This window comes from Pseudomonas sp. NPDC089534, assembly GCF_044749305.1.
Taxonomy (GTDB): Bacteria; Pseudomonadota; Gammaproteobacteria; order Pseudomonadales; family Pseudomonadaceae; genus Aquipseudomonas; species Aquipseudomonas ekonensis.
The window spans coordinates 12,781-20,174 of the sequence record NZ_JBIVHR010000025.1; the positions used below are offsets into that span (position 1 = coordinate 12,781).

Genomic DNA, 7,394 nt, shown 5'->3' on the forward strand with positions numbered 1-7,394 from the left:
CAGGACATCTCGGGTGAGCGCCAAGCCTGCGGTCACCGCCGAACCCTGTGGGAGCTTGCCTGCAAGCGATGACGGCGGCCCATTCCCCATCAATGCATCAGCCCGATCCACATCGCCAACCCATGGGCTGGCGCGTTGCCAGCAGTGTCGTCCCGCCACGTCTACACTGATGGGCACCAATGGAGGTAGCGCTCGGCCCTGTGCCGGCAAAGGAGTGCGCGATGTCGCCTCGTTCACGGTTTTGCGGCCCCGCCCGGCAGCGGGGGGCCATCGGGCTGATGGCGGCCGCCATGTTGAGCCTGGCCGTGGTGATGATGCTGCTGGTGGTCGACAGCGGCCGCCTGTACATGGAACAGCGCAAATTGCAGCGGGTGGCGGACAATGCCGCCCTGGAAGCGGTCAGCCGCGGCGGCACCTGCGCCGGCGGGTTGACGGCCGCCGCCTACGCCACGCAGAACGCCGCGCGCAACGGCTTCACCGCCGATGCCGACAACACCCTCGCCGCCACCTGCGGCACCGTGCAGACCGCCGCTTCGGGCCTGCGCACCTTCACCGTCGACGCGACCCAGACGGGCGCCGTCAAAGTCGTCGTCACGCACACCCTCACCACCAGTTTCGCCGGCGGCGTCCAGGCGCTGTTCACTGGCGCCCCGGTCAGCCTGAACACCCAACTCACCGCCTCGGCGGTGGCCGCCAAACCGCAGCCGCCGCTCGCCCAGCTGAGCATCCGCAGCAACCTGGCCAACATCAGCACCGCGCAGTCGAACATCCTCAACGCGCTGTTCTCCGGGCTGCTGGGCGGCAACGTCAACCTGACGGCGCTGGGCTGGAACGGGCTGCTCAACACCGACATCAACCTGCTCAGCTACCTGAACCAACTGGCCATCGACCTGAATGTGGCCGCCGGCAACTACAGCCAACTGCTCAATACCCAGGCCACAGTGACGCAACTGATCCAGGCCGCCGCGAAGGTGGCGCAGCTCAACGGCGCCACCGCCGAAGTGATCACGGCGCTGGGCACGCTGCAGGTGGCGGCGGCCAATGCCTCCCCGGTCAAGCTGGGCGACATCCTGCAATTGCAGACCGGCACCACGGCGGCGGGGCTGGACGCCAACCTGCAACTGCTGCAACTGATCCAGGGCATGGTGCAACTGGCCAACAGCAAGAGCGCGGTGGCCGCGACGCTGCCGGTCAGCGTGCTGGGGCTGGCCAACGTCACGGTGCGGGTCAAGGTGATCGAGCCGCCGCAGCTGTCCGCCGTGGGCGACCCGTCGCTGGCCAAGGCCGATCCGCAGGGGGCGAACAGGATCTACGTGCGCACGGCCCAGGTGCGCACGATGCTGTCGGTGAACCTGCCGGTGCTGTCCGGGGTGACCGGGCTGACCAATGCGGTGCTGGGACTGGTCGGCACACTGACGCCGACGCTCAACTCGTTGCTGAGCCTGAACCTGGTCGCCACGCTGAACTCGGTCGGCTGCCTGTTGGGGGCCGGCTGCGAGCAACTGGATCCGCAGCTGTTGCCGTCGCCGCGGATCGATATCAACCTGGAGGCGGGCGGCGCTGAAAGTTATGTCGTCGACTTCAGTTGTCCTGCGGGCAACAGCGGAACCAAAAGCCTGACGGCCCGCACCAAAACGTCTCTCGTCGATCTCAAGTTGGGCACGATCGATTCGGCCAATGCATTTTCTTCTGTTGCCAAACCCACGGTTACCCCACTGCCCTTGATCGATCTTGGCACCGTGACTTGTCACAAGATTCTCGGAATCGGTAGCTGCGACCCAACCACTCATGTGCAGTTCGGCGCAGGGGGTATCGGAATCATGGTCGATAGCAGTATCGCTGCGGGAGGTGCAGGGAGCGGCCAGGATCTGTTGTTCTCCAGCATGGCTCCGTTCGCCACGCCGCCCAACCTGAAACTGCCGCCCAGCGTGTTGTCCGCCACGCCGACCAGCAACATCGTCGCCAGCCTGTCCAACACCCTGGCCGGCATCAGCATCGTTGCCTACCAACCCGTGGGAAACAGTCCGCTCGGTGCCGTCACGGCCACCGTCACAGCCCTGATCGGCAGCGTCGTCTCCCTGCTTCAGCCGGTCATCACCAACGTGTTGAGCCCACTGCTCGACCCCCTGCTCAACAACCTCCTCGCCAGCCTCGGCATCAACCTGATGAGCGTGGACGTCGGCGCCAACATGACCTGCGGCCAGACCGGCAAGGCCTATCTGGTCATCTAGGCCTCGTCCGGGGCGATGGGCAGTTCGATGCAGAACCGCGCCCCGTCCGCCGAGTTGCGCACGCTCAGGTGGCCGCCCATGTTCTCGACGATGCCGTAGCTCACCGACAGCCCCAGCCCGGTGCCGACCCCCACCGGCTTGGTGGTGAAGAACGGCTCGAAGATCCGCTCCAAGAGCCGTGGGTCGATGCCGCCGCCGTTGTCCTCCACCCACAGGCGCACCTTGTGCTCGTCGCGCTCGGCGTAGATCGAGATCCACGGCTTGAACGCAGGGTCTGACTCGCGCTTGCCCAGCAGCGCATCCCGGGCGTTGACCATCAGGTTGATCAGCACCTGCTCAAGCTGATCGACGTAGCCGCGGCAGTGCACGGCGAACGGGGTCTCGCTGATGCGCAGGTCCACCCCTTTGCCGCGCATGCCCTCGGCCAGCAGCGACAGCGTGCCCTCGATGGCGGTGGCCGGGTTGAACAGTTGCTGCTCGATCTCGGAGCGGCGGCCGAACACCCGCATGTGGTCCACCACCTTCGCGGCGCGCTGCACCTGGGCGTCGATGCGGTTGAGCTTGTCGGTCAGGTAATCGACCTGCACATCGCCGTTGCCCAGGCGCTTGAGCACGTTGACGATGGCCATGCGCATCACGTTCAGCGGCTGGTTTATCTCGTGGGCCAGGCCCGTGGCCATTTCGCCGAGGGTGGCCATTTTCGCGCTCTGCGTGAGCTGCTGCTGGGAGCGGCGCACTTCGGTGTTGTCGCGGCCCACGGCCTGCACTTCGGTCAACCGACCTTGCTCATCGAACACGCCGCGGTCCGACCACACCCACCACGCGTGCTCGCGGCCCGGCAACTGCAGGCTGATCTCCGCCGTGCTGACCGGGTTGTCCGGGGTCAGCGCGGCCAGGCGCTGGAGGAAGGCGGCGCGCTGCTCGTCGGACAGCCAACTGCCCAGGTCGATGCCCGGCAACTGCTGCGGCGTGCATTCCAGGTAGTGGGCCAGGGGCTGGTTGCCGAAGGTCAGGATCAGGTCCGGACGGTAGCGGCAGATCATCGCCGGCGAGTCTTCCACCAGGATCCGGTAGCGCTCCTCGCTCTGGCGGATCTGCTCGGCGGCCAGGGTCGCGTCGGTGACGTCCAGCCACAGCCCGACCGCCTCCACCGGCAGGCCGAGGTCGTTGCGCAGCAGCCGGGCCTCGTCGAGCAGCCAGTGGTAGTCGCCGCGATGGTCGCGCAGGCGGTAGCGGGCCCGCACCGAACCTTCGCGCAGCAGTTGCCGGCAGCGCTCGAAGTAGCCGTCGCGGTCGTCGGGGTGGATCCGCTCGGCCAGCCCCGCCGCGTCGAGGTCCTCCAGGCGCCAGCCCAGCAGCGGTTGCAGGCTGGCGCTGAAGAACGAAGGCAGCAGCGCGCCTTCGACGTAGCGCTGGACATAGATCACCGCCGGCGAGCTGGCGATCAGGTTGTCCAGGCGCGCGTGGGCGGCGGCGGTCTGCTGTTGCTGGTTCTTGATGTCGCTGATGTCGAGCATGAACCCCACCAGCCGCCGGCCCTCGCCGCTGCCGGCGACCTGGCCCTGCACGCGGAACCAGGCGTCGGGGCGGTGCAGGCGCACGCACAGCGACAGGGCCTCGCCGCGCAGTTGCAGGGCATTGAGGCGGCTGCGCAGTTCTTCGCGGTCGGCGGGGTGGATCTGCTCCAGCCAGTGCCCGACCGGCAGGGCCTCGGTGTCCAGTTGCAAGTCGGCCGCCAGCGCCGGCGCCAGTTGCACCGACTCGCCGTTGCCGGCCATTTCCCACCAGCCGGTGCCGAGCAGGCCCTGCAACGATTCCAGCCGTTCCAGATGGCGCTGGTGTTCCTGCTCGCGCAGGCGGCCGAGCAAGGGGCCGGCCACGGCGCTCGCCAGCAGCGTCCAGTCGCGGTCGTCCAGGTGCGGCGCGGCTTCTTGCGCCCGGTAGAAACCGCAGAGCAGCCAGGCCACCGTGCCCCGGTCATCGCTGTAGGGCACGGCCAACCCGTCGGCGCTGCCGAACGTGGCCTGTACCCGCGTGTGCTCATCCAGCCCATGGTGGGCGCCGATCCGCTGGGGCGCGCTGCCGTTGAGGCTGTCCAGCGGCGTGCCCAGGCGCTGGCCGTCCTGCCACAGCGCCGGCGCGTCGTGGGCGCAGAACCGGCCATGGATCCGCCAGCCCTGTTCCCGGTCGTCCGGCAGGGCCAGCGCCAGGCACGGGATCCGCCAGCGCTGGGCGATGGCCTGCAACTGCTCGGCCACGACGATCGGCAAACGCAGCAGGCTGCAGGCCCGCAACTGTTCGGCGACTTGCCCCGCCAGCCGCTGGCAGGCGTCGCGCTGACGCGATTGCTGGCGTTCGAGCAGCAGGTCGGCGATGTCCATCAACGGCATCAGCCAGCCGTCGCCCTGGGGCTGCACCCAGCCGCGCAGGTGCAGGGGCTGGCCGCCGAGGCCGGGAAAGTCCAGGTCCAACAGTTGCCCCTGCCAGTCCGCCGGCCGACCTTCGATGGCCAGGGTGCTGTGGGGCAGCAGCCAGGCCCGCAGCGGCAAGGGCTGCTCCGTCGGTGCCTGCTGGGCCAACAGGTGCCGCAGCGGGCCGGCGGCCTGCATGACGCAGCCGTCGGCGTCCAGATAGAGGTGCAGGCCCAATGCGGGCGAGCCGAGCCTGTCCGGCAAGTCGAGGGCGGCGGGCGGTGCGCGTTTGAGCAGGCGGCCGAGGAGCTTGTCCCCCGAACTCAAAATTGCAGGCTCGAGGTGGCGGTCAGGTTGGCCGGCAGGCTGGGCACCGTGCCGACGCCGGGCAGCACCAGGAACGGCAGGACCTGATTCAGCTTGCTGGTGGGGTAGTTGACGCTGACGGTCAGGGTGCCGGCGCTGTAGACCGCGCTGGTGTCCACGCCGATCACCAGGTTGAACGACGCCGGCACCCACGACAGTTGCTGCTGCAAGGTGGTGTTGGCGGTGTTCACCAGCACGGTGGAGTAGTTGGCCGTGGCGGGATCGACCGCCACGCCGCGGCGCACCGCTTCGGACGTGGCCTGGTTGAACGACTGCATCAGCACGAACGGCAGGCTGTAACTGACCAGCCCGTAGAACACGGCGAAAAAGACCACGAACACCAGGGCGAACTCGATCGCCACCGCGCCTTTTTGCGACTTCCCGAAGCCGGTTTTCATGAGTGCGTCTACCCTGACAGTCACTGCGTAGTATCAGCATAGAATCATTCAGCGGAAACGGACGGGTTTTACCGGATGCAGACACTTGTCCTCCTGGCCTGGCTGGCGCTGTGCGCCGCCCAGGATGCCCGCCAGCGGCGGATCGCCAATGCCTTGACCCTCGGTGCCGGCGCGCTGGCGCTGGCGTATCTGCTGTGCACCGGCAGCACCTGGATCGGTGCCGAAGCGGCGCAGGGCGGCTGGGCGTTCGGGCTGGCGCTGGCGTTCACATTGCCGGGTTACCTCATGGGCCGGATGGGCGCCGGGGATGTGAAACTAATGACAGCCCTGGGCCTTGCGACGGACGGTCTGTGGGTGCTGGCGGCGGTGATCGGCGCGGCGGTGGCGAGTGTGGCCTGGTGGCTGCTGGCGCCAAGAGTCTGGCTGCATATGGGTCAAGGGCTTAGGGAGCGATTTCGCTATCTGGGGCCAGAATCGTCAAAAAAGCTGCCATATGCGCCGTTCGTGCTGGTTGGTCTCGGGCTCGCCTGGCCCTGGATCCATTAGTCGCGAAACGCCACTAGTCTTATGTACATAGTCGGAAAGTGCGTCTACTTTCAAAGCAGGGTATTTCTGCCATCGGTTGGCAGTACAGGAATGGTCAGCTTTGGCCTGGGCATGGAGTGGGACGTGAACAAGCTTACATCGGCAGTGAAGGTTCTGGTGGTCGACGATCAGCCGCTGATCGTCGAGGAACTCTGCGAATTTCTCGAAAGCAACGGCTACCGTTGCGTTCCGTGCGTCTGCGGCCAGGAGGCCGTCGAGCGCTTCAATGAAGACGCGGCGATCGGCCTAGTGCTGTGCGACCTGCACATGCCGGGCATGGACGGCATCGAACTGGTGCAGGCCTTGCAGCGCCTTTCGGGCAAGCAGCGGGTATTCGAGGCGATCATGCTCACCGGCCGCGCCGACAAGCAGGACGTGATCAAGGCGTTGCGCGCCGGGATCGCCGACTACTACCAGAAACCCATCGACCTGGACGAGCTGCTGCAAGGGCTGCAGCGCCAGGAGGCGGCCTTGCAGGAGCGGCAGAAGACCCTGCAGTTGGGGCACCTGAACCAGAAGCTGCAGGACCTGTCGTCGTCGATCGACGATCTGTACCAGGATCTGGACAAGGTCCGGCGCGGGCCTTCGGCGGTGCGCGAGGATGAACCGGCGCAGGGCGACGAGGTGGAGATCCCGGCGATCTTCAACCAGCTGTCGCCCCGGCAGCTCGATGTGGCGCGGCTGGTGGGCAAGGGGCAGACCAACTATCAGATTGCCTGTGAGCTGGGGATCACCGAGAACACGGTGAAGCTGTATGTGTCGCAGGTGTTGCGGTTGACGCATATGCATAACCGCACGCAGCTGGCGTTGGCGCTTTCGCCGAACGGGGCGGCGGTTCGGCAGCGGGTGACGGCGCACTGACTTTTTTTGTGGGGGCCTTGGCGGCCTCTGGGCCGACCAGGCTGTGGGGTGTTTTGGGGGCATATCCGTTTCTTCGGGTGAGGCGGCTGGCGGTTCCGCCCTTACGGCGGGTCACTTTTTTCAGACGCCAAAAAAGTAACCAAAAAGGCTGGCCCCGGCGTACGGCCCCTCGCCTAGGCTCGGGGTTCCTTCGCTCCGGGATTCATCCGGGGGCATCGGCTACGGTTTGCTTCGCTGCACCTCCTTCCGATGTGTTTGGCTGCGCCAAACGGCGCTGCGCGCCTGTCCCCGGATGAACCCCTCCACTCAGCCTTCCGAAGGGGCCGGCAGATCAAGATCAAAAGCGAGGCGAGCTGACACTCGGCCTTTTGAGACGTGCGCGATGGCGGCCTGACAGCCGACCAATCCCTCCCAGACCACCCCAATCCCTGTGGGAGCTGGCTTGCCAGCGATGGCGGCCTGACAGCCGACCAACCTCTACCTGACTGCCCCCAATCCAACTGTGGGAGCCAGCCTGCTGGCGATGGCGGCCTGCCAGCCAC

General features: G+C 66.8%; 5 protein-coding genes. 3 read left to right on the plus strand and 2 right to left on the minus strand.

The features are described 5' to 3' along the window. The first annotated feature begins 221 nt into the window (after window positions 1-221). Window positions 222-2,231, plus strand: a complete 2,010-nt coding sequence (locus ACIP0B_RS10395; protein WP_400831687.1) for a pilus assembly protein TadG-related protein — start codon at window positions 222-224, stop codon at window positions 2,229-2,231. Here the strand turns inward: ACIP0B_RS10395 and ACIP0B_RS10400 are convergent. Both ACIP0B_RS10400 and ACIP0B_RS10405 read right to left on the minus strand, forming a co-directional pair. Beyond that, window positions 2,228-4,969, minus strand: a complete 2,742-nt coding sequence (locus tag ACIP0B_RS10400) for an ATP-binding protein (RefSeq protein WP_400831688.1) — start codon at window positions 4,967-4,969, stop codon at window positions 2,228-2,230. The two genes, ACIP0B_RS10395 and ACIP0B_RS10400, sit on opposite strands and share 4 nt — an antisense overlap. Next, a complete protein-coding gene (locus tag ACIP0B_RS10405; protein WP_400831690.1) occupies window positions 4,966-5,406 on the minus strand; it encodes a TadE/TadG family type IV pilus assembly protein in 441 nt (146 codons plus the stop codon). The genes ACIP0B_RS10400 and ACIP0B_RS10405 overlap by 4 nt, the downstream gene beginning before the upstream one ends. A gap of 75 nt (window positions 5,407-5,481) precedes the next feature. On the opposite strand from ACIP0B_RS10405, the gene ACIP0B_RS10410 reads away from it, so the two are divergent. Both ACIP0B_RS10410 and ACIP0B_RS10415 read left to right on the plus strand, forming a co-directional pair. Next, entirely contained in the window at window positions 5,482-5,952 is a 471-nt protein-coding gene (locus ACIP0B_RS10410; protein WP_400831691.1) for a prepilin peptidase, read from the plus strand. A gap of 123 nt (window positions 5,953-6,075) precedes the next feature. Beyond that, window positions 6,076-6,852, plus strand: a complete 777-nt coding sequence (locus ACIP0B_RS10415; protein ID WP_400831693.1) for a response regulator transcription factor — start codon at window positions 6,076-6,078, stop codon at window positions 6,850-6,852. Window positions 6,853-7,394: the final 542 nt, after the last annotated feature.